Origin of the sequence: Rhizobium sp. M10 (assembly GCF_002531955.1) — a bacterium.
In the GTDB taxonomy this organism is placed as follows: Bacteria; Pseudomonadota; Alphaproteobacteria; order Rhizobiales; family Rhizobiaceae; genus Rhizobium; species Rhizobium etli_C.
The window spans coordinates 132,939-154,791 of sequence record NZ_NWTA01000002.1 but is presented as its reverse complement, the minus strand read 5'-3'; the positions used below and the strand labels follow the sequence as shown (position 1 = coordinate 154,791).

21 protein-coding genes are annotated in these 21,853 nt (G+C 62.5%); 2 read left to right on the top strand and 19 right to left on the bottom strand.

Annotated elements, in window-relative coordinates:
• Positions 1–124 precede the first annotated feature (124 nt).
• Positions 125–1,315 (top strand): efflux RND transporter periplasmic adaptor subunit, encoded by a 1,191-nt coding sequence (locus CO671_RS02465; RefSeq protein ID WP_010032551.1) that lies wholly within the window; start codon positions 125–127, stop codon positions 1,313–1,315.
• Positions 1,316–1,327: 12 nt separating this feature from the next.
• On the top strand, positions 1,328–4,657 hold the full coding sequence (locus CO671_RS02460; protein WP_097604183.1) for an efflux RND transporter permease subunit: 3,330 nt from the start codon (positions 1,328–1,330) through the stop codon (positions 4,655–4,657).
• Between the two features lie 86 nt (positions 4,658–4,743).
• Here CO671_RS02460 and ureG read toward each other — a convergent pair whose 3' ends face one another.
• From ureG to CO671_RS02365, 19 genes are all read right to left on the bottom strand, one after another.
• Complete coding sequence (gene ureG, locus CO671_RS02455; protein WP_038690830.1) at positions 4,744–5,355, bottom strand: urease accessory protein UreG; 612 nt, start codon at positions 5,353–5,355, stop codon at positions 4,744–4,746.
• 90 nt (positions 5,356–5,445) lie between these two features.
• Positions 5,446–6,117 (bottom strand): urease accessory protein UreF, encoded by a 672-nt coding sequence (locus CO671_RS02450; RefSeq protein ID WP_010030998.1) that lies wholly within the window; start codon positions 6,115–6,117, stop codon positions 5,446–5,448.
• A 6-nt stretch (positions 6,118–6,123) separates the two neighbouring features.
• Positions 6,124–6,705, bottom strand: coding sequence for an urease accessory protein UreE (gene ureE, locus CO671_RS02445; RefSeq protein ID WP_010031000.1), 582 nt, complete (start codon positions 6,703–6,705; stop codon positions 6,124–6,126).
• An 84-nt stretch (positions 6,706–6,789) separates the two neighbouring features.
• Entirely contained in the window at positions 6,790–7,653 is an 864-nt protein-coding gene (locus tag CO671_RS02440; protein ID WP_097604182.1) for a GGDEF domain-containing protein, read from the bottom strand.
• Between the two features lie 331 nt (positions 7,654–7,984).
• Positions 7,985–8,656 carry a TIGR02117 family protein gene (locus CO671_RS02435; protein ID WP_097604181.1) on the bottom strand — a complete coding sequence of 224 codons (672 nt, stop codon included), beginning with the start codon at positions 8,654–8,656 and terminating at the stop codon, positions 7,985–7,987.
• A gap of 33 nt (positions 8,657–8,689) precedes the next feature.
• On the bottom strand, positions 8,690–10,402 hold the full coding sequence (gene ureC, locus CO671_RS02430; protein WP_097604180.1) for an urease subunit alpha: 1,713 nt from the start codon (positions 10,400–10,402) through the stop codon (positions 8,690–8,692).
• Between the two features lie 3 nt (positions 10,403–10,405).
• Positions 10,406–11,029, bottom strand: a complete 624-nt coding sequence (locus CO671_RS02425; protein ID WP_170964927.1) for a Urease operon accessory protein — start codon at positions 11,027–11,029, stop codon at positions 10,406–10,408.
• Positions 11,030–11,045: 16 nt separating this feature from the next.
• Positions 11,046–11,453 (bottom strand): lysozyme inhibitor LprI family protein, encoded by a 408-nt coding sequence (locus tag CO671_RS02420; protein ID WP_097604178.1) that lies wholly within the window; start codon positions 11,451–11,453, stop codon positions 11,046–11,048.
• A gap of 12 nt (positions 11,454–11,465) precedes the next feature.
• On the bottom strand, positions 11,466–11,771 hold the full coding sequence (locus tag CO671_RS02415; RefSeq protein ID WP_004675639.1) for an urease subunit beta: 306 nt from the start codon (positions 11,769–11,771) through the stop codon (positions 11,466–11,468).
• A gap of 10 nt (positions 11,772–11,781) precedes the next feature.
• On the bottom strand, positions 11,782–12,033 hold the full coding sequence (locus CO671_RS02410) for a DUF1272 domain-containing protein (RefSeq protein WP_010027472.1): 252 nt from the start codon (positions 12,031–12,033) through the stop codon (positions 11,782–11,784).
• Between the two features lie 9 nt (positions 12,034–12,042).
• Positions 12,043–12,345, bottom strand: coding sequence for an urease subunit gamma (locus CO671_RS02405; protein WP_003561955.1), 303 nt, complete (start codon positions 12,343–12,345; stop codon positions 12,043–12,045).
• Positions 12,346–12,373: 28 nt separating this feature from the next.
• Positions 12,374–13,195: an urease accessory protein UreD gene (locus CO671_RS02400; protein WP_097604177.1), complete on the bottom strand. Its 822-nt coding sequence runs from the start codon at positions 13,193–13,195 to the stop codon at positions 12,374–12,376.
• Between the two features lie 149 nt (positions 13,196–13,344).
• Positions 13,345–14,040: an urea ABC transporter ATP-binding subunit UrtE gene (gene urtE, locus CO671_RS02395; RefSeq protein WP_064841423.1), complete on the bottom strand. Its 696-nt coding sequence runs from the start codon at positions 14,038–14,040 to the stop codon at positions 13,345–13,347.
• Between the two features lie 18 nt (positions 14,041–14,058).
• Complete coding sequence (locus CO671_RS02390; RefSeq protein WP_097604176.1) at positions 14,059–14,577, bottom strand: hypothetical protein; 519 nt, start codon at positions 14,575–14,577, stop codon at positions 14,059–14,061.
• Positions 14,578–14,653: 76 nt separating this feature from the next.
• Positions 14,654–15,409 carry an urea ABC transporter ATP-binding protein UrtD gene (urtD, locus tag CO671_RS02385; protein ID WP_097605046.1) on the bottom strand — a complete coding sequence of 252 codons (756 nt, stop codon included), beginning with the start codon at positions 15,407–15,409 and terminating at the stop codon, positions 14,654–14,656.
• Positions 15,410–15,414: 5 nt separating this feature from the next.
• Positions 15,415–16,578, bottom strand: a complete 1,164-nt coding sequence (gene urtC, locus CO671_RS02380) for an urea ABC transporter permease subunit UrtC (RefSeq protein WP_097604175.1) — start codon at positions 16,576–16,578, stop codon at positions 15,415–15,417.
• Complete coding sequence (urtB, locus tag CO671_RS02375; RefSeq protein ID WP_097604174.1) at positions 16,575–18,197, bottom strand: urea ABC transporter permease subunit UrtB; 1,623 nt, start codon at positions 18,195–18,197, stop codon at positions 16,575–16,577. Before urtB ends, urtC begins: the two co-directional genes overlap by 4 nt.
• Before the next feature lie 113 nt (positions 18,198–18,310).
• On the bottom strand, positions 18,311–19,603 hold the full coding sequence (urtA, locus tag CO671_RS02370; protein WP_097604173.1) for an urea ABC transporter substrate-binding protein: 1,293 nt from the start codon (positions 19,601–19,603) through the stop codon (positions 18,311–18,313).
• Between the two features lie 189 nt (positions 19,604–19,792).
• Positions 19,793–21,697: a phosphatase PAP2 family protein gene (locus CO671_RS02365; protein ID WP_097604172.1), complete on the bottom strand. Its 1,905-nt coding sequence runs from the start codon at positions 21,695–21,697 to the stop codon at positions 19,793–19,795.
• Positions 21,698–21,853 lie beyond the last annotated feature (156 nt).

The following is a 21,853-nucleotide window of genomic DNA, read 5'->3' as shown; positions in this document are numbered from 1 at the left end:
GGATGAAGACGGCAAATGATGTGCGGATACCCTTGAGAATGCAGGAAAGGCAGTGGCCTGGTCGCGAGCTGAAGGACAGACGCGCGAGTTCGGCCAACCTTGTTACAGGATTGGACGACGACGCATGGCACGCAGGCCGATTGGAATTTTAGGCGTATCCACCCTTTTTGCGGCGGCACTGGCTGCATCCACCGCATGTTCGCAGGAAGCGCCAGTCGCAAAACCGCAGCAGAACCTGCCGGCGATCGTCGTTACCACGGCGACAAACCGCACTCTCGTCGACCGAGTCATCGGCACGGGAACGGTCAAACCCGTCGAGGAAGTCTATATCCAGCCGCAGGTCGAGGGCCTGTCGATCCGCACGCTGAAAGCCGACGTCGGCGACAAGGTTCAGGCCGACAGCACATTGGCGACGCTCAACGATGACGCGCTGGTGCTGGAGAAGAGCCAGATGATGGCGACGAAGGCCAAGGGCGAGGCAAGCCTCGCCCAGTTGCGCGCGCAGCTCATCGAGGCCCAGGCCAACGCCGAACAGGCCAGGCAGCAGCAGGCCCGCTCCCAGGAAATGGGCAAGAAGGGCACGGTTTCCACTGCCCAGGTCGAACAGGCCGATGCAACCGCCGCCGCCGCCAATGCCCGCGTCGTCTCCGCCGAACAGGCGATCGAGGTCGCCGAAGCCGATCTGAAGGTCTTCGACAGCCAGATCGCCGATGCCGATCTGAAGCTCGCCCGCACCGATGTGAAGACGCCGGTCGCCGGCACGATCGCCGCAAAGAACGCCAAGGTCGGCGCCATTGCCGCCGGCACCGGTGACCCGCTGTTCACCCTGATCCGCGACGGTGATATCGAGCTCGTCGCAGAAGTCGCCGAAAGCGACATCGTCAGGATCATGGCCGGCCAGAAGGCGACGATTTCGCTTTCCGGCAGCCGCGAGAAGCTTTCCGGCGCAGTGCGGCTGGTGTCGCCGACCGTCGATCCGACCACCCGCCTCGGCCTCGTCCATATCTCCATCGACGATGACAGCAAGGCGCGCTCCGGCATGTATGGCAGTGCCGAGATCATCGTGCGCGAGACCCAAGGCGTATCGCTTCCCCTGACCGCGGTCTTGACGGGCAATGAAGGCTCGTCGGCCCGCAAGGTCGAGGATGGTGTGGTAAAATTCGCCAAGATCGAGACCGGCATCCAGGACGGCGCCTATGTCGAGATCGTCAATGGATTGAAGAGCGGCGATGAGGTCGTGGCCAAGGCGGGCGCCTATGTCCGCGACGGCGATCACATCACGCCGGTGCGTGAACAGCCCTCGGCTTCCAACTAAAGAGACCATCCGATGAATTTTTCAGCCTGGTCCATTCGAAATCCGATCGCGCCGCTGCTGGCCTTCTGCCTGTTGATATTCATCGGCATCCAGTCCTTCAACACGCTGCCGATCACGCGCTTCCCGAACATCGACGTGCCGCTGGTTTCGATCAGCGTGACGCAGAGCGGCGCTTCGCCGGCCGAACTCGAAATGCAGGTAACGAAGGAGATCGAAGACGCGATCGCCTCGATCACCGGCATCGACGAGATCCAGTCGACGGTGACCGACGGCAGCTCGCAGACCAATGTCATGTTCCGCATGGAAGTGCCGACGGAACAGGCTGTGCAGGACGTCAAGGACGCGATCGATCGCATCCGCAGCGATCTGCCGGCGACGGCCGAAACGCCGATCGTCACCAAGGTCGACGTCGAGGGCCAGGCGATCCAGACCTTCGCCGTTTCCTCGCCCGACATGTCGCTCGAAGAACTCTCCTGGTTCGTCGACGATACGGTCAAGCGCGCCCTGCAGGGCCAGGCCGGTATCGGCCGCGTCGACCGTTACGGCGGCGCGGAGCGCGAAGTGCGCATCGAACTCACCCCCGCCAAGCTCGATGCCCATGGCATCACCGCGGCAAGCGTCAACCAGCAGCTGCGCGGCACCAACGTCGACCTCGGCTCCGGCCGCGGCCAGGTGGCCGGTAGCGAACAGGCGATCCGCGTCCTCGGCGATGCTCGCAATGTCGCCGAACTCGCCGACACGACAATCGCGCTGCCGAACGGCCGTTTCGTCAAGCTGTCCGACCTCGGCGTCATCAAGGACACTTATGAAGAGCCGAAATCCTTCTCGCGCTTCAACGATACGCCTGTTGTCACCTTCGGCGTCTTCCGTTCGAAGGGCGCCAGCGAGGTCAGCGTCGCCGAAACCGTAGCGCAGAGCCTCGAGAAGGTCAGAAGCGAAAACCCGAATGTGAAGATCGAGATGATCGACGATTCGGTGTATTTCACCTACGGCAACTACGAAGCCGCCATCCACACGCTGCTCGAAGGCGCGCTGCTCGCCGTCATCGTCGTCCTGCTCTTTCTCCGGAACTGGCGCGCGACCCTGATTTCGGCGATCGCTCTCCCCCTCTCCGCGATCCCGACCTTCTGGGTCATGGACATGATGGGCTTCTCGCTGAACCTCGTCAGCTTCCTCGCCCTGACGCTTGCGACCGGTATCCTTGTCGACGACGCGATCGTCGAAATCGAAAACATCGCCCGCCATATCAAGATGGGCAAGACGCCCTATCGGGCGGCGATCGAGGCGGCGGATGAAATCGGCCTTGCCGTCATCGCCACCACCTTCACCATCATCGCCGTCTTCGTGCCGGTTTCCTTCATGCCGGGCATTCCGGGCCAGTACTTCATCCAGTTCGGCCTGACAGTCGCCTTCTCGGTCTTCTTCTCGCTAATGGTGGCGCGCCTGATCACGCCGATGATGGCCGCCTATCTCATGCGCGCCGAAGACGGCGTTGACGACCATCACGACAATGACAGCCTGCTGATGAAGGGCTATACGCGCCTTGTCAGCGGCACGACCCGCAGGTGGTATTGGCGTTATACGACGCTGATTGTGGCCCTCCTCTTCACGGTTGGTTCGGTCATCGCGCTGGTCATGTTCGTGCCCGGCAGCTTCCTGCCGCCGGAAGACGCTTCGCGTATCGTTCTCTCCGTCGAACTGCCGCCGAATGCGCGGCTTGACGATACCGAGAAGACGACGGACGCGATCTATGACAGGGTCAAGGACATCAACGGCGTCGAAAGTGTCTTCGTCCTCGGCGGCGCATCGCCGAAGGGCGATCTCGAACTGCGCCGTGCGACCATCACGCTGGCACTCGACAAGCTTGACCAGTCGCTGGTCAAGAAGGTGGTCAACGATGTGCTCGGTGACATCCCGGTCATCGGCCCGATGCTGCCGAAGGTGGAAGTCCATGGCCGTGAACGCCCGCAATGGGATATCGAAAAGGAAGTCTTCGCGAAGGTGCGCGACATTCCCGACGTCCATATCCTCAAACTCAACGACCGCGGCGAACGCGACCTCTCCTTCAACTTCCTCTCCAAGAACGAGAAGGATCTGAACGACGCCGTCGGCATCCTGGAATCCAAGCTCCGAGCCGACCCGCTGCTCGCCAATGTCAGCGCCGACGGCGCCCTGCCCCGTCCGGAACTGCAGGTCTACCCGCGTAAGGATGAGGCCGCCCGCCTCGGCATCACGCCGCAGCAGATCTCCGAGACGATCCGCGTCGCCACTATCGGCGATGTCGATGCGGCGCTTGCCAAGATCTCGCTCGACGATCGCCAGATCCCGATCCGGGTGCAGGCGGCACTCGACATGCGCCGCGATCTTGCGGCCCTCCGGGCATTGAAGATCCAGACCGCCAGCGGCGGCACCGTTCCGCTCTCGAGCGTCGCCAATATCGACTATTCGGAAGGCGTAAGCTCGATCAAGCGCAACAACCGCAACCGTGTCGTCTCTATCGGCTCCGATCTGCCGCAGGGCGTGGCGCTCGACACGGCTTCGGCCCGCTTCCGCGAGATCGTCGAGGCGGCCAACATCCCGGCCTCCGTACGCCTTGCCGAAAGCGGCGATACCAAGGTGCAGACAGAGATGCAGCAGAGCTTCGTCAACGCCATGTTGATGGGCCTGTTGCTGGTGCTGACGGTGCTGATCCTGCTCTTCAAGGACGTGATCCAGCCCTTCACCATCCTGTTCTCGCTGCCGCTGGCCATCGGCGGCGTCGCGGCGGCTCTGATCATCACCAGCAATCCGCTGTCCATGCCCGTCATGATCGGCATTCTGATGCTGATGGGTATCGTCACCAAGAACGCCATCCTGCTCGTCGATTTCGCGATCGAGATGCGCCATCAGGGCATGGCCCGTGTCGAAGCCATGGTCGAAGCCGGCCGCAAGCGCGCCCGGCCGATCATCATGACCTCGATCGCCATGTCGGCAGGCATGTTGCCTTCCGCGCTCGGCGTCGGCGAAGGCGGCTCCTTCCGCGCGCCGATGGCAATCGCGGTGATCGGCGGCATCATCGTCTCGACGGTCCTCTCGCTCGTCGTCGTGCCCTCCTTCTTCCTGATCATGGACGATCTCTCCCGCCTGCTCGGATGGATGTTCGGCCGCATGGTCGGCAGGAAGGACGAGGAGGAACTGCCTCTGTCGCCCGAGGATCTCACCCGCGTGACCCGCGAGAACCGCAGCGATATCGATGCGCTGGACGAGCGCCTGACGGCGATCGAAAAGCCGGAAGGCAAGCGCAAGAGTGCCAAAGGCAACGACACCAACGTTCTACGGCTGCCGCCTTTCGCAGCCGAATAAGCAAGATCCAGACAATGAAACGGGCCGGGAGATTACTCCCGGCCCGTTCGTTTTGCCGTTTTCGCTGCTGCGGCAGGTCCGACCGCTCAGAGCCCGCCCTGCTCCCTGAGGAAATTGACGATCGAACTGATGCCGTCGCCGCGCTTCATGTCCGAGAAGACGAACGGGCGGCTCGCGCGCATACGCGTCGCATCCCGGTCCATCACCTCGAGATCGGCGCCGACATAGGGCGCCAGATCCTTTTTGTTGATGACAAGCAGGTCGGACCGGGTGATGCCGGGCCCGCCCTTGCGCGGGATTTCCTCGCCCTGGCAGACGGAGATCACGTAGATGGTAATATCGGCAAGATCCGGCGAAAAGGTCGCCGCCAGATTGTCTCCGCCGGATTCGATGAAGACGACGTCGAGATCGGGTATGCGCTCGTTGAGGCCGGCGATCGCCTGCAGATTGATCGTCGCATCCTCGCGGATGGCGGTATGCGGGCAGCCGCCGGTTTCGACGCCGACGATCCGCTCCGAGGGCAAGGCCTGCATGCGCACAAGCGCCTCGGCATCCTCGGTCGTATAGATGTCGTTGGTGACGACGGCGACGGAATAGTCGTCGCGCATCGCTTTGCAGAGCTTTTCCGTCAGCGCCGTCTTGCCCGAGCCGACCGGCCCGCCGATGCCGACGCGCAGAGGTCCGTTCCTTGATTTCATGTGTTTCACTCCAATCGAACCGGATGATAACGACGGCGGCGGCGCGCGCCACCGTCAAATGACGCAGTTTCTGCGGATAACTTTATATCCTCACGAGCGGAACAACCGCGTCGCCTGCGTCTCGTGGCGCAGGCTGGCGATATCGGCCTGCACGGTCGCCGACCCGAGATCGTCGAGCGACGACGCCGCCGCCCGTCGGGCAACCTCCGCAATGGGCTCTTCAAGGCCGGCCAACACGGCAACACCGTCCCTCTGCCCGGCAACGCCGAGGCGGATACCGGACGAAACCGCTTGCGAGGCATAGGCGTGCAGGAAGACTGCGAGCACCTGCTCGGACCTTATGCCATGCGCACCGGCAACCGCGCCCACCGCGACGGGATAAGCGGTCTTGCCGGGCAGCCTCTCGAACACTTCGTCCGGCCAAGCCCGCGCCGCCGCGAGGAAGGCGTCACCGAGCAGCATGGTTTCCTGATGGCGCTCACGCGATCCGGCAAGAGCCTCGGCGAGGGCGGCGGTTTCAGCAAGGCGCGCGGCATCTGCCTGTTGCCTGTGGCTCTCGGCCAGAAGCACCGCATCGTTCCAGACGGCACCATGGCCGATCAGCGTGCCGATCCAGTTTGCAAGCGAAGCCGCATCGACGACGAGCCCATCGGCCACCGCCCGCTCCAGCCCACCCGAATAGGCGAAGCTACCGATGGGAAAGGCCGGCGAGAGCCACGCCGTCAGGCGCAGCAATGCCTGCAGTTGGCGGTCCCCTGTCATCGCGCCTCAATCGTGCTTGTGGCCGTGATGATGCCCGTGATCGTGGTCGTGATCGCAGCTGTGATCATGCTGATGGTCGTGGCCATGCGCGTGACCGTGTTCATGTCCATGATCATGGCTGTGAGCGGCATGGCCGTGATCATGCGCATGGCCGCCATGGGAATGATAGGCTCCGCGCGCGGGTTGAAAGGGTTCGTCGATCTCAAGCACGGTGGCGCCGAGGCCCTGCAGCATCGAGCGGATGACATGGTCGCGCAGGATGACGATGCGGTCTTCCTCGATCTGGGCGGCAAGATGGCGGTTGCCGAGATGCCAGGCGAGCTCGACGAGATGCGTGCGGTCGCGTCCGCGAATTTCGAAGAGTTTCTCGTCGGCAGCCAGAATCTCGATCAGCTCCCCATCCTCGCGCACCAGCAGATCGCCATTGGCGAAGAGCACCGGGTCCTTGAGATCGAGCATGACCATCTCGCCATTTTCCAGATGCAGCAGCTTGCGGCGCAGATGGCGCAGATCGTGCGGCAGCTTGACCTGGGCGGTCGGATGGGAGGACGGGGTACCGGCGGGAAGATAGGAAGTGACGCGCTGCATGATATGTCCGTTTTGCTGAGACGAACATGCAAAATAGTCTTTCCTGATGCAATCACCAATGGCCTTTTGCTCAGACCGGGGCGTTTATATCCCGTAGGCCTGCATCACGTTGTCGCTCTCAGCTCCCCTGCCCTTGGCATCGAGGCCATTTTCAACGAGCCCGTGCCAGGCATGATGCAGGCCTTCCCGTTCGTGCACGACGCGATTGCGCCCGAGCGCCTTGGCGAGGTAGAGCGCCCGGTCCGCCGAGGCATACACCGCTTGCTTGCTGCGCCCGGCGGCGAGATCGGCAACGCCGCCGGAAACGGTGATGCGGATATCGTGCCCCTCGGCCGCGATGGCGCCGCTTGCGATCCGGGCTCGCACCTCTTCGATGCGTTCCATCCGCGCCTCCAGCGGTTCGCCGGAGACGATGACGCCAAACTCCTCCCCACCCAGCCGTGCAATGACGGACATTTCGTCGAAGGCGGATATGAGCATGGCCGAGACCGCGGTGATGACGGCATCGCCGCAGGCATGGCCGAAACGGTCGTTGATCGCCTTGAAGCGGTCGACGTCGAAAATGACAAGCGAGGCATTGCCCTCGGTTTTGTCGAGCGCCTCCGTGAAGGCGCGGCGGTTCAAGAGGCCGGAGAGCGTATCCGTGCGGCTGAGCTTTTCGAACTCCGCCCGCGAAACTGTCAACTCATGCATGGTAAACCCTGCGGTCAGCGACAGCATGCCGCAAACCGTGCCGCCGACAAGCCAGGAAAAAACGGCACCGAAGCCGATCGCATGCGAAAGGTTCACCGGCAGCAGTCCGAAAAAACCGAGTGGCGGTATCGTCAGCGCGAGGATGACGCCTGAAAGAATGACGGCAAGAAAGCTCATCCTCAGCGCAAAGAGATAGACGTTCCTGCGATATTGAAAATCGCCGAAACCGGCCTGCAGCGACATCCAGCTTCTCATGAGAATCGACCTTCCTGCCCGGGCGTTTCACGGCATTGATAAGAGCCCAATTGCTGCGGGTGTCTTAATCGGCTCGTTAAAATTCGAACGGTTTTGGACGATTTGACGGACAGATTTTTTCTAGCAGGGGATGCAAACATCCGATCCCTGAATCGGACAGGGCGGAAGGACGTCGAGATAATTGATATTAAACGCTTTTTTCCAGTTGGAAAGCCTGCCTGTTCCAGAATGGTTTACCTGTGGAAAACGCACGGCTTCCCAGCGATTTTTACAACCAAATGGGGAGTCCCGTTCACAATTCCGTTTACACCGGGACCGATCCCCAGCTGCGTCAATTGTAGACACCAGCGGATAATCGCAATGATTGCGGAAGCGGATTCCATAAGCCGGTTCGAAGCCCGGCCGAACGGAGTGCTGCGGCAGTCCAGGTGTTGCAGCCGAATAGGGCGTTGAAATATCCCTTGGCCTCGAAGAACCTGTCGATCTCGCCGTAACCTGCGTTTGAGATCAGCTTCACCTCGCCGGCATCGCGGACAAAACTATCGGAGATGAAGCTGCGCAGCCGCGCCAATTGTTCGTCACCGATATCGAAGGCCGTAACGGCCGGCTGCGGCTCGGTGATATGACCGGCGAGATCCACGTGCAGCACCGAACGGTCGATCGTCAGAGCCCGCAGCACCGGCAGCGGCTTCAGCTCCGACCAGGTCGGCGTTTCCAGATAGAAGGCGCGGCCGCCCCAGCCGATGACGAGCCATTCCGCGTTCGGATGGCCGAGCGGAAAACCAGGATCGTCGAGGAAGGAAAAGGCGGCCCGCGTCTCCTCGTCGAGCGGAATGGCAATATCGGTATGGATCGGTCCCGACAGAAGCAAGATCCGGTGGGCCGCCGGCGCGGACGATGCTTCGACCGGCGCAATCAGCGGCCGGGGAATGAAGGTTCCGGCCGTCGCCAGAGCAACGACCAGCAATACGATCCGCAACAGCCAGCGGATGCCTGTTTTCATCGGAACCGTCCGGCGCGCACGGAACGAGCGGGCCTAGAACAGGAAATAGCGCTGCGCCATCGGCAGCACCGTCGCCGGCTCGCATGTCAGCAATTCGCCGTTCGCCCTGACTTCATAGGTCTCCGGATCGACCTCGATCTCCGGCGTCAGGTCATTGTGGATCATCGATGCCTTGGAGATGCCGCCGCGGGTATTCTTCACCGCCACCAGCTCCTTCGCAACGCCAAGCCTGCCCTTCAGGCCGGCATCGAGCGAAGCCTGGCTGACGAAGGTGACGGAGGAATTCGTGAGGCTCTTGCCGTAAGAGGCAAACATCGGACGGTAATGCACCGGCTGCGGCGTCGGGATCGAAGCGTTCGGATCGCCCATCGGTGCTGCCGCGATCGAGCCGCCGAGCAGCACCATATCGGGTTTCACGCCGAAAAAGGCGGGGTTCCATAGCACCAGATCGGCGCGCTTGCCGACCTCGACCGAGCCGATCTCATGACTGAGGCCATGGGCGATCGCCGGATTGATCGTGTATTTGGCGATATAGCGGCGAACGCGGAAATTGTCGTTGTCGCCTTTTTCTTCCTTCAGCCGGCCGCGCTGACGCTTCATCTTGTCGGCCGTCTGCCAGGTGCGGATCGCCACTTCGCCGACGCGGCCCATGGCCTGGCTGTCGGACGAGATGATCGAGAAGGCACCGATATCGTGCAATATGTCTTCGGCCGCGATCGTCTCCTTGCGGATGCGGCTTTCGGCAAAGGCGATATCCTCGGGGATCGACGGCGACAGGTGATGGCAGACCATCAGCATGTCGAGATGCTCCGCAATCGTATTGACTGTATAGGGTCGCGTCGGATTAGTGGACGACGGGATGACGTTCGGCTGACCGCAGATCTTGATGATGTCGGGTGCGTGCCCTCCGCCTGCCCCTTCCGTGTGGAAGGCGTGGATGGTGCGGCCCTTGATGGCGCCGATCGTATCCTCGACGAAGCCGCTTTCGTTCAGCGTATCGGTGTGGATCATCACCTGCACGTCATAGTCGTCGGCGACCGACAGGCAGCAGTCGATCGCGCCCGGCGTCGTCCCCCAGTCCTCGTGCAGCTTCAGCGAAGTGGCGCCGGCCAGCACCATCTCGGTCAGCGCGCCGGGCAGCGAGGCATTGCCTTTGCCGGCAAAGGCGAGGTTCATCGGGAAGGCGTCGGCCGCTTCGATCATCCGCGCGATATGCCATGGGCCGGGCGTGCAGGTGGTGGCGAGCGTGCCGTGCGCCGGTCCCGTGCCGCCGCCGAGCATGCAGGTCATGCCCGACATCAGCGCTTCCTCGATCTGCTGCGGCGCGATGAAGTGGATGTGGCTGTCCATGCCGCCAGCCGTGACGATCTTGCCTTCGCCGGCGATCGCCTCCGTGCCCGGGCCGACGATGATATTGACGCCGGGCTGCATATCCGGATTGCCGGCCTTGCCGATCGCAGCGATGCGCCCGTTCTTGAGGCCGATATCGGCCTTGTAGATGCCCGTGTGATCGACAATCACCGCATTGGTGATGACGGTATCGACCGCGCCGTCCGCCCGCGTCACCTGGCTCTGGCCCATGCCGTCACGGATCACCTTGCCGCCACCGAATTTCACCTCCTCGCCATAGGTGGTGAAATCCTTCTCGATCTCGATGAAGAGCTCCGTATCGGCAAGGCGCACCTTGTCGCCGGTCGTCGGTCCGAACATGCCGGCATAGGCGGCGCGCGAGATCTTATAGGGCATTCATCAAGCTCCGTGGGAGGAAGAGATAAGCATTTTTCCGCCGAGCCGCCTGAGGCGGCCCGCGGCAATATAACTATCGACAAGCTGCCGTTCGGCCGCAAACGGGTGCCATTCCCAGCCGACGTGGCCGAAGCCGGCGAGCATCACCTCGGCATCGGCGTATGTGTTCAGCACCTCGGCAATGACGATCATGCCGCTGCTCGGCACGACATAGGGCGCGGGCGCAAAGACCGAGAGCGAGGCATCGACGGCCTCGTGGATCGACGTGTCGATGACGACATGTGTCTTGCCGGTCTCCGCGCAGAAGACGCTGAACGCGTCGGTATAGTCGTCGCAGAAATCGTCGAGATCGGGATGCGAGACCGCAAGCGGCGCCCGCATGGCGGCGAATTTCTTCGGGTCGCGCACGCTCCAGATTTCCCGCGCCGAAACGACGCCAGGATGGGTCCGCCACTCACGCGAACCGAGCATCGCCTTGGCCGGCCGGCCGGTATTGCAGACCGCGACGGCATCCGTCCGGCTGCCGCCGGCGCCATAGGAACGACAATCGTTGAAGCGGATGACGAAATCGGCGGCATCGATGATGCCCGCCTCTCCCTCACCAACCTCGCCATTGCCGACGATCACGATCTTCCTGATCACCTTAGTTGCTCATCGTGTCTTCGAGCTCTTTCAGCTCTTGCGTGCGTTTGTCAGTGATGTTGGCGAGACATCCGGCGACCAGCATCGGCTCCATCGTGCCGCCACGGGCCTGGAAACCGAAGGCGTCGCACTCGGCGTCGCGATAATCGATCCAGGCGCGTTGTGCCTTGACCAGCGCCTGCTCGGCGCCCTTCATGTCGCCATCGAGATCCTTGTCGATCGCCGCAAGAGCCGCCCGGGTCTTCTTATATTGCGCATTCAAAGCTTTGTCCGCGGTCTCGTGGCGCGCCGCCTCGCAGGAGGTCATGTCCGATTGCGTCTTGGGATTCTGGCAATCGATGTCCTGAGCAGAGGCACCACCCGCGGCCAGCAGCATCGCCGCCCCGATGAGGCAGATGTTCAAACGCATGCATCCCTCCCGTTAAAGCTTGCCCATCACCAGCTGACGGAAACCATAGACCTCGCGCTTGCCGGCAAGCGGGATCAGCGTCACGGATCGCGTCTGTCCCGGCTCGAAGCGCACGGCCGTTCCGGCTGGAATATCCAGCCGCTTGCCATGCGCCGCCGCCCGGTCGAAAGAAAGGCCGGCATTGGTCTCGGCGAAATGATAGTGGCTGCCGACCTGCACCGGCCGATCGCCCGTATTGGAAACTTCCAGCGTCACCGTCGGTGCGCCGGCGTTGAGTTCGATGTCGCCGCTTGCGGCAATGATCTCGCCTGGAATCATCTTGCTCCCCTCAAGCTGCCCTGGGCGCGCAGCCCTCGGCCTTCAGCACGCGTTTCGTCGATGCCGGATGTTTGGCGAGCATGGCCGCCGGCCGGATGGGCCTCGCAACGAGATTGCCGCCGCAATTCGGGCAGGCACCCTTCAGCACATCGTCTGCGCAATCGGCGCAGAAGGTGCATTCATAGGTGCAGATCCGCGCCTCGGCGCTCTCCGGCGGCAAATCCTTGTCGCAGCACTCGCAATTGGGTCTGAGCTCCAGCATTCTACTTCCTCACCGGATCGGTTCGTGGACGGTGACGAGCTTGGTGCCATCGGGGAACGTCGCCTCCACCTGCACGTCATGGATCATCTCGGCAATGCCCTCCATCACCTGGTCGCGGCCGATCACATGGGCGCCGGCTTCCATCAGCTCGGCGACCGGACGGCCATCGCGGGCGCCCTCGACGACGAAGTCGCTGATCAGCGCGATTGCCTCGGGATAGTTCAGCTTGACGCCGCGCTCGAGCCGCCGCCGCGCCACCATCGCCGCCATTGAAATCAGCAGCTTGTCTTTTTCTCTCGGAGTGAGGTTCATTGCTTGCCCATCTGCTTGATGCTTAGCTTTAGAGATTCCAGACTTTCGGCACAGGCGCACCGTTGCGCAAGACGGAAATGACAGGGATCAGGATTTTTCTCAGCGTGAAGCCGTCGGCCGCCGCAAGGCGAACGACCAGCTTGTCGCTCCAGGCGCTTGCACCGCCCATCATTCCCTCGACGAGCGGACGGACCCTGCCGAGATAGGCCTCGGCCAGCGGCCCGGCATAAAGCAGCGTCGCAAAGGCAACCTGCCCGCCGAGCACCGCCTGGCGCGCCGCCAGCGCCGCAACACCTTCGGAAAGCCTGAGCTCCTCGGCATGGATCAGCCGGCCCGCGCGGCGGATGCGCCAGCGGTCGCGAAAGAGACCCGTGTCCACCGTCTCGCCCATCGCCTTGCGGCCGAGCAGCACCGCTTCGACGGCCAGGAATTCGGCGCTCTCGTCGAGATTCACATCGAGCCGGCGGAAGAGTGCTGCCCGGTCGAAAAGGATCGTTTCCTGCGGCAGCCAGTCGACGCGCGCCCCCGCCCCCACCTCGATACGGGTCACCACCTCTGCGACGCCGGCCGATGCCTTGTAGATCTTTTCGCAGGCCTGGGTGGTGACGTCGATCTTCGTGCCGGCGCCGGCAACGACGCTCCAGTCCATCCGGTCGCCGCCGGTCAGCCCGCCGGCGGTGTTGATGATGACGGCTTCCATCGAGGCATCGAACGTATCCGGCAGGCGGATTTTCGCCGCGCCCTCCTGATAGAGTTCGCGGAGACGCGTGCGGTCGCCGAGCAGCTTTGCCGCCAGATGTCCGCGCCCCTCCGCTCTTTGCGGTCTCGTGCCTGCCGCCGCAATCATCATAACGTCCCTTTCGGTCGCGCTACCGGTTCATTCGATCGCGCGGGTGGCGGATGCAAAGCAATTCCCATGCCGTCCCGAACAGACCTTTTGGCGGCGGGCGAAGGTCTCGAAGCGTCGTGCCCGCTGCTGCAAAATACGGCATCTGCCGGTCAAACGGTCAGATGACGGCGAGCCTCCGGCGTATCCAGCGTCTCGGCAAGTCCTTCATGCACGATCTCGCCGCGATCCATGATGTAGACGTAGTCGGCAAGCTCCCGGCAGAAATCGAGATATTGTTCGACGAGCAGGATCGCCATGCCGGTGGAATCGCGCAGGTAACGGATCGCCCGGCCGATATCCTTGATGATCGACGGCTGAATGCCCTCGGTCGGCTCGTCGAGCACGAGGATCCTCGGCCGCGTCACCATGGCGCGGCCGATCGCCAGCTGCTGCTGCTGCCCTCCGGAAAGATCGCCGCCGCGACGCGACAGCATCGACTTCAGCACCGGGAAGAGGCTGAAGATATCGTCGGGGATGTTGCGGTCGCGGCGGCCGAGCGGAGCAAAGCCGGTTTCGAGATTTTCCTTGACCGTCAGCAGCGGGAAAATCTCCCGCCCCTGCGGCACATAGCCGATGCCCTGCTTGGCGCGGGCAAAGGGCGGCAGGCCGTTCAGCCTGGTATCGTTGAAGGTAACGGTGCCGGCCGACAGCGGATGCTGGCCGGTCACCGCGCGCAGGAGCGAACTCTTGCCGACGCCGTTGCGTCCCAGCACGCAGGTAATCTTGCCCATCTCCGCTCTGATGGAGATGCCGCGCAGCGCCTGCGCCGCGCCATAATGCAGATTTGCGTTTTCGACTGTCAGCATCCGTTCACCCGTTCCCCATCAGTTCATCAGCGTACGCCTCAGCATCTGCAAAGCGTACTCCTGTTCTTTCGTTCTCTCGCCACCAACTGCGGCCACGTCCTCGGCAATGCCGATCAGCTGCTGACGCTCCTGCATGTCGAGCGCCTTTAGCCAGAGATCCCGGAAGCGGCGAATCGGATCTTCGGGGCTGGTCACGTTCTTGGACGCCCACTCGCCGAAAACCAGCACCTCTTCCATATCGCCCGGCCGGATGATGCCCTTCATGCGGTTGCGGACGACATCCTTCGCCGCGTCGAGATACATCGGCTTCTCGTTGCCAAGGCAGAAGAAGAAGGCCACTGCCGCAATCGCCGGATCGGCGATCGAGGCCAGCGGCGCTGCCTCCGCCTGCTTGCGAAGCTTTCCGCGCTTATAGGCACCCCGCATGCGCTCGACGGAATCGATGATCTCGTTTCCTGCCTCACGCACCATTTTAAAACGCCAATACCAGATGACCGCGCCGCTGATCGCCGCGACCAGAATACCGAGAAAAGCCATGATGAAACCCCACGATAAAACCCGCCCGTTTTAGAGCGTTTTCTTTTGTCGGGTTCAAGCCTTTAAGTTGCATTCATCACCGCCCCAGATAGTTCTCGATCACCTTCGGATCGGCGCTGACGAAGTCGATCGAGCCTTCCGCCAACACCGAGCCTTCTGCAAGGCAGGTCACCTTGACGCCGAGGTCGCGGATGAAGCCCATATCGTGTTCGACGACGACGACCGAGCGGGTCCTGGCAATATCCTTGAGCAGGATCGCCGTCTCCGCCGTCTCCGCATCGGTCATGCCGGCCACCGGCTCGTCGACGAGCAGCAGCTTCGGCTCCTGCGCAAGCAGCATGCCGATCTCCAGCCACTGCTTCTGCCCGTGCGAGAGGTTGGCGGCCAGTTCGTCGCGCCGGTGCGCCAGCCGCACCGTTTCGAGGATCTCCTCGATGCGTGCCTTATCCTCCCCCGAAAGCCGATAGAACAGCGTCGAGAACACCGAGCGGCGGCGGTTCAGCGCCAGTTCGAGATTGTCCCAGACCGTATGGCTTTCGAAGACCGTCGGCTTCTGGAATTTGCGGCCGATGCCAAGCTGGGCGATATCGGCTTCGTCCTTCTTGGTGAGGTCGATGGTGCCGTTGAAGAAAACCTCACCCTCGTCGGGCCGGGTCTTGCCGGTGATGATGTCCATCATCGTCGTCTTGCCGGCGCCGTTCGGGCCGATGATGGCGCGGAGTTCGCCCGGTTCGATGACGATCGACAGCGAATTCAGCGCCTTGAAGCCGTCGAAGGAAACGGAGACGCCGCTGAGATAAAGCACGCTGGTGGGTTTGACGTCGGGGATCATGACCTTCACTCCGCTGCCTGGATTTTCGGCTCGATGCCGTCTTCCCGCGCCGCAGGCGGCGCAGGCTTGTTGACGACTTTCCGCTTGGCGAAATAATGCGAGACCGTGCCGACGACGCCCCTTGGCAGGAACAGCGTGACGGCGACGAAAAGACCGCCGAGCGCAAACAGCCAGAACTCCGGAAAGAGGCCGGTGAAGATCGTCTTGCCGCCATTGACCAGGATCGCGCCGATGATCGGCCCGATCAGCGTCCCCCGCCCGCCGACAGCCGTCCAGATGACGACTTCGATGGAATTGGCCGGCGCGAATTCGCCGGGATTGATGATGCCGACCTGCGGCACGTAGAGCGCGCCGGCTATGCCCGCCATCATCGCCGAGACGACGAAGGTGAAGAGCTTGAAATGCTCGACCCTGTAGCCGAGGAAGCGCGTGCGGCTTTCCGCATCGCGCACGCCGACCAGCACCTTGCCGAACTTCGAGCGCACGATTGCCGAGGCGATCGTCAGCGACAGCGCCAGGAAAATCGCGGTCGCGGCAAAGAGGCTGGCGCGCGTCCCGTCCGCCTGGATGTTGAAGCCGAGGATATCCTTGAAGTCGGTCATGCCGTTATTGCCGCCGAACCCCATGTCGTTGCGGAAGAAGGCAAGCAGCAGCGCATAGGTCATCGCCTGGGTGATGATCGAGAGGTAAACGCCGTTGACGCGCGAGCGGAAGGCGAACCAGCCGAAGACGAAGGCGAGCAGTCCCGGCACGGCGAGCACCATCAGCGCCGCGAACCAGAACTGGTCGAAACCGTACCAGAACCAGGGCAGCTCCTTCCAGTTGAGGAACACCATGAAGTCGGGCAGAACAGGATCGCCATAGACGCCGCGCGAGCCGATCTGGCGCATCAGGTACATGCCCATCGCGTAACCGCCAAGCGCGAAGAAAGCGCCGTGGCCGAGCGAGAGGATGCCGCAGAAACCCCAGACGAGATCAAGCGCCAGCGCCAGCAGCGCATAGGTCAGATATTTGCCGAACAGCGCCATGATATAGGTCGGAATGTGCAGCGGATGGGTCGGGCCGGTCGCAAGGTTCAAGACCGGCACCAGAATGGCGACCGCCAGCAACAGCGCGACGGCGACAGAGATCCTGCGATCGAGAGACCGGAGAAGGAAGGCCGTTATCATGCTTCCACCGCCCTTCCTTTGAGTGCGAAGAGTCCGCGCGGACGCTTCTGGATGAAGAGAATAATGAGGACGAGCACCAGGATCTTACCGAGCACGGCGCCGGCGAAGGGCTCGAGGAACTTGTTGACGGCGCCGAGCGACAAGGCGCCGACCAGGGTGCCCCAGAGATTGCCGACGCCGCCGAAGACGACGACCATGAAGCTGTCGATGATGTAGTTCTGGCCGAGGTTCGGCGAGACGTTGTCGATCTGCGAGAGCGCCACGCCCGCCATGCCGGCAATGCCCGAGCCGAGCGCGAAGGTGAAGGCGTCGACCCAGCCGGTGCGGATTCCCATCGAAGAAGCCATGCGCCGGTTCTGCGTGACGGCCCGCATCTGCAGACCAAAGGCCGAACGCTTGAGCAGCATCAGCAATGTCAGGAACACCATCATCGAGAAGACGATGATCCAGAGCCGGTTCCAGGTGATGACGAGCCCGCCGAAGTCGAAAGCGCCGGACATCCAGCTCGGATTGCGAACCTCGCGGTTGGTCGGGCCGAAATAGCTGCGGATTGCCTGCTGCAGGATCAGCGAAACGCCCCAGGTGGCAAGCAGCGTCTCCAGCGGCCGGCCGTAGAGATAGCGGATCACCGACCGTTCAATCACCAAGCCGACGAGGCCGGTGAAGAGGAAGGCGGCCGGTACTGCGAAGGCCAGCGAATAATCGGCAAGCGAAGGAAAGGCAGAGGCAATCGTTTCCTGCACGACATAGGTCGTATAGGCGCCGATCATCACCATTTCGCCATGCGCCATGTTGATGACGCCCATGACGCCGAAGGTGATGGCAAGGCCGATCGCAGCAAGCAGCAGCACCGAGCCGAGCGACAGGCCGTACCAGACGTTCTGGACGACATCCCAAAGCGCCAGATCGCGCTTGATCGAGTCGATCTCGGCCTGGATTGCCGGCTTCAGATCGTCGGGCGCGGTCGCCATCGCCATCGACAGGATCGTCAGCGCATTCCGGCCGCCGCGGGCGGCGATCGTATCGATCGCGGCCTTCTTCTGCTCGATGCCGGCGTCGCTCTTCAGCACCATCACGGCGCGCGCCGCTTCCATCGTGTTTTTGATCTCACCGTCCTTTTCGGCAGACAGGGCCGAATTCAGCAGATCGAGATTGGCGGGATCGGCGTCCTTGAGCATACCCTCGGCCGCTGCGAGCCGCGCGGAGCGATCCGGGCTCAGCAGAGTCAGCTGGCTCATCATGGTCGTAATCGTGGTGCGCAGCGCATTGTTGATCTTGACCTTCGACATCATGTCGGGATCGACATCCGCCGCCGCCTCGCCTGTGATCGGATCGGAATAAGTCGGCTCGTCCTCCGTGCCGCCCTGCACGAGAACGGGCCCGCCTTCCGGATTGACGTAGAGCTGGCCGTCGCTCAAGCGCTGCAGGATCTGACTGACATGCGAATCCCCGGAAGCGACGAGCGCCCGGATCGCCGCATCGCGCTCGGGAAAGCCGCCGACGCCGAGTGCATCGACAAGCGCATGCACATCGTCCTGGGCGCGAAGGCCGGTCACCGGAAGCGTCAGCCCCGAAAGCAGGCACAATGTCAGAAGAAAAATCTTGATGGCGCGAAACATCTTCTCTCTCGCCTCGATTGTCGCTGACCTGGAGGCGCAGCGGTAAGGACGGAGCTTCCGCCCGGATCAGCTCCGGACGGAAGTCTTCAGGCTGTCAACGGATCGGGTCTTCCTCAGGAGCCCTTGCCGCCGCACTTGCCGGTCGCGACGTTGAAGTTGCCGCAGTTGAGGGGCTTGCGCCAATCGGAGATCAGGTCCTTGGAGTCGGGCAGGTAATCCGACCATTCGTCGCCGACGACGGCAGGCGTCTGCTGGACGATTTCGAACTGGCCGTCGGCCTGGATTTCACCGATCAGCACCGGCTTGGTGATGTGGTGGTTCGGCATGACGGTGGCATAACCGCCGGAGAGGTTCGGAACGGTGACGCCGATGATGTTGTCGAGAACGGCATCGGTGTTGGTGGTGCCGGCGGCCTGCACGGCCTTCACCCAGGCGTTGAAGCCGATATAGGCAGCTTCCATCGGGTCGTTGGTCACGCGCTTGTCGTTCTTGGTGAACGCATGCCATTCCTTGATGAACTTCTTGTTGGCCGGGCTTTCGACCGACTCGAAGTAGTTCCAGGCGGCGAGATGGCCGACGAGCGGCTTGGTGTCGAGACCGGCAAGCTCTTCTTCGCCGACCGAGAAAGCGACAACAGGGATATCGGTTGCCTTGATGCCCTGGTTGCCGAGTTCCTTGTAGAACGGCACGTTGGCATCACCGTTGATGGTGGAAACGACGGCGGTCTTCTTGCCGGCCGAGCCGAATTCCTTGATCTTGGCGACTTCCGTCTGCCAGTCGGAGAAGCCGAACGGCGTGTAGTTGACGAGAATGTCTTCCTTCGGAATGCCCTTGGCTTCGAGATAGGCCTCGAGGATCTTGTTGGTCGTGCGGGGATAGACGTAGTCGGTGCCTTCGAGCACGAAGCGCTTCACGCCCTCGGTGTTCATCAGGTAGTCGACGGCCGGGATCGCCTGCTGGTTCGGCGCAGCACCGGTGTAGAAGATGTTGCGCGAGGATTCTTCGCCTTCATACTGCACGGGGTAGAAGAGCAGCGAGTTCAGCTCTTCGAAAACCGGCAGGACGGACTTGCGCGAGGACGAGGTCCAGCAGCCGAAGACGGCGGCGACCTTGTCCTTTTCGATCAGCTCGCGCGCCTTTTCGGCAAACAGCGGCCAGTCGGAGGCCGGGTCGACGACGACGGCCTCGAGTTTCTTGCCGAGAAGACCGCCCTTCTTGTTCTGCTCGTCGATGAGCATCAGCATGGCGTCTTTCAGCGTGGTTTCGGAAATCGCCATCGTGCCGGAGAGCGAATGCAATACGCCGACCTTGATCGTATCGTCGGCGGCAACCGCGCCGCTGAAGGCGGCCGAGGCCGCCATGACGGCGCCGAGCGCGGCGCCTGTAATAGTGGTTCTGAGATTCATCTGATTGAACTCCCCTCTTTTGTTCCGCAACAGGCCGGAAACGGAAATCAGCTGTTGCCGAGGGGACTATCGGGTGCCGCCGTGCGAAAACACATACGCAAAATGACGTAGGCGCAGGGGGTAAACGGGCAAGTCGGAAGCAAAGGGCATCCCCGCAGCCGGGGATGCTCTCAATCTGTAAGACGGAAATCAGCCGCCGATCGTCAGGGTGACTGATGTCGGACCATAGGAGAGGCTCGCCTTATGGCCGGAGATGGTGAACTTGCCGAAGGTGCCAGTGACGCTGCCCGCCTTCAGGATCTCGATTTTCGTTCCGGGCGTCGGGGTGAAGCCGTCGGCAAGCGTCACGTCGAGATTGCCGGCGAGCTGTGCCTTGCCGTTGACAACAAGGGTGCCGGCGCCGTCCGCGCCGAGTGCAAGCTTCGCGACAGCATTGGAGGTCTGCTGATAATCACCGCCCACGGTCAGCGGCTTGTCGGCCGCCACCACCAGCGAACCGCCGTTCACCGTCAGCCCGCCGGTGCCGAAAGCCGAAGACGAGCCGGCGACCAGAACGCCTTCATCCAGAACGGTGCCGCCCGCATAGCTGTTGGCGCCTGACAGACCGAGGATGCCGCTGCCGCTCTTCACCAGCCTGCCCTTGCCGCCGATGTCGTTGCGCCAGGTGTCGATTGCACTGAAGCCGCCCTTGGCCGCATCCATCGTCACGGTCACGTCCTGGTCGAATGCACCATAACCGTCGGCGGCAGCAAACAGGTTGAGGCGGCCGTAACCTTCCGCGTCGTCGAGGAGCGGATAGCCGGAAGCGATTTCCGTCGTCTTCAGAACCTCGCGGCGCTGTTCGCCGTTAAGATAAGGCAGACGCGTTTCGAGCAGCGCTTCGGCGCCCTGCGGCACGCGTGCCGGCTGATCGGTCGCATGGATGGTCGGCAGGCCGTAGCTCAGGCGCTGCAGCACGTAAGCGCGATTGGCGTCGTGATCGGCGAAACGGTCCGCGGCGAGCGGTGCGGCATGGGCAGCGACTTCGAGCGCACCCGCATCGGCAACGCCTGATTTGCCGATGAGCCAGGACTGCGCCTGGGCGTAAGCATCGCTCTTCAGCGCAGCATTGTCGGCCTTGTTCAGATTGTAGACGACTGTCGCGGTGCCGAGCATGCGGCCACCCATCACGTCGAGCGGAGAATGCATGCCGGAAAGGATGCGATCCTCGCCCAGTTCGCTGGCGCGCGTGATCATTTCCTGAAAGCGCTGCGGTACGAGATAGGCCATGGCGAGCGCATCGCGCCAGGCTTCCGCCGTATGCCCGCTCGGGAAACCGCCATCCTCGACCGGCTTGCCGCTCTTGGCGGGCACCAGGGTCGGGACAACCGACACGTCCTGGCTCCAGCGGTAGGGGCGGCCATATTTGAAATAGCGCTTGGCGGGTTCCGTCGAGCCGTCAGCGCTTGCGGCGTTGATGAAGTCGATCGCAAGCCCCATGTCCGGGTTGGCGTCGGTCTTGTTTTCGGTGTCCGGCTTGCTGCCGGCGCCGCGGTTGTTGCCCTTGTCGTCATATTTGACCGTCGTCGCATCGGCCGCCACCTCGGTGATTGTGGTGGTCTGCTTGGAGCCGGCCTTCCAGGCATCCGTCAGAGGGCCGAGGCCGTCGACGATGCTGGCATTCTTGCCGCGCCGGTCGTCGAGATAGGCGGCAACCGCCTGCTCGGCCGTCCGCGCCTTGGTCACCTTGACGGCATAGGCGATGTTGGCGTCATGGACGAGCTTGTTGACGATCTGGCCATCGGTTTTGCTGAGGGGAATGCCGTCCCAATCCGTCTTGGCGACCGCCGGGCAATTGTCCTTGGCCGGCGCTTCGACGCCCGCGTCGACAAAAGGTGTGCGCGGGGTCCAGACTTCCAGGAAGCCGGAGAGAAGGTGAACGGCGGCATTGGTGTCCACCGTCGAGAAGCAGGCATCACCGCGCTTGTTGGTGTTTCCGGCCTCGACATAAGGCGATTTCGCCGCCGTTGCCTGCTCGGCGCCGGCAAGCGAGGGCACGATCGAAACGAGGCAGACGAGAGCGGTGCTCAGGCGGAAAAGGCTTGAAACAGTCATGGGTGATACCTGAAATGGTTGAAGGAACGGCGGGAGAGTTAGAGGGCTAGTGTGACAGAGCGGCTTCAAAAATATGGCAGTTCAGTGAATCTGCCAGTGCTCCGCCCTTGCCTTTCTCACCCATCCCGCCAAAACTGTTTCGAGACGATAGGCCAA